General features: G+C 67.4%; 2 pseudogenes. One reads left to right on the top strand and one right to left on the bottom strand.

What is annotated here, in order from left to right:
- A pseudogene (locus tag D3D01_RS22795) lies at positions 1 to 238 on the bottom strand (hypothetical protein); the annotation flags it as partial.
- A 110-nt stretch (positions 239 to 348) separates the two neighbouring features.
- Between D3D01_RS22795 and D3D01_RS25160 the strand changes: the two are divergent.
- Positions 349 to 460, top strand: a pseudogene (locus D3D01_RS25160) (VOC family protein); the annotation flags it as partial.

The raw sequence follows: 460 nt of genomic DNA, 5'->3' as shown, positions 1-460 counted from the left end.
GTCGGTTCTGGACTTCGACGACTTCGGGCACGTCGAACTCCACCTCGGCGACGGTCGAAAGGCGGTCGCGCGCGTCGCGAACGTCCGCGGCGTACCCCGCTCGCTCCGCCTCCGAGAGGTCGAGCGAGCCGGGGTCGGTCGCGGCTTTCGCGGCCTCGGCGACGGCGTCCCAGTCGATGGTGCCGGAGCCGGTCGCCGAAGCGTCCGCGACCGCTCTGACGCTCCGAAAGAGGTTCATACTGTATCGTGGCGGGCCGGACGCAAAACGCTTCGGTCGGGCGAAACGAACCCTCTAATTCGCAGACACGACGCCACTAAACACTATACCGAGTCGAACGTGGGGGGCGTATGGACCGAACCATCGACCACGTCGCGTTCGGTGGTACCGAGCTGTACGAACTCCGGGCGGCCGCGAACGAGGTCGGTCTCACCCCGACCTACGGCGGCGAACACGGGACCG

It is taken from the genome of Haloarcula sp. Atlit-7R, assembly GCF_003666065.1.
GTDB classification, from domain to species: domain Archaea; phylum Halobacteriota; class Halobacteria; order Halobacteriales; family Haloarculaceae; genus Haloarcula; species Haloarcula taiwanensis.
This window is presented reverse-complemented; position numbering and strand designations above follow the sequence as displayed.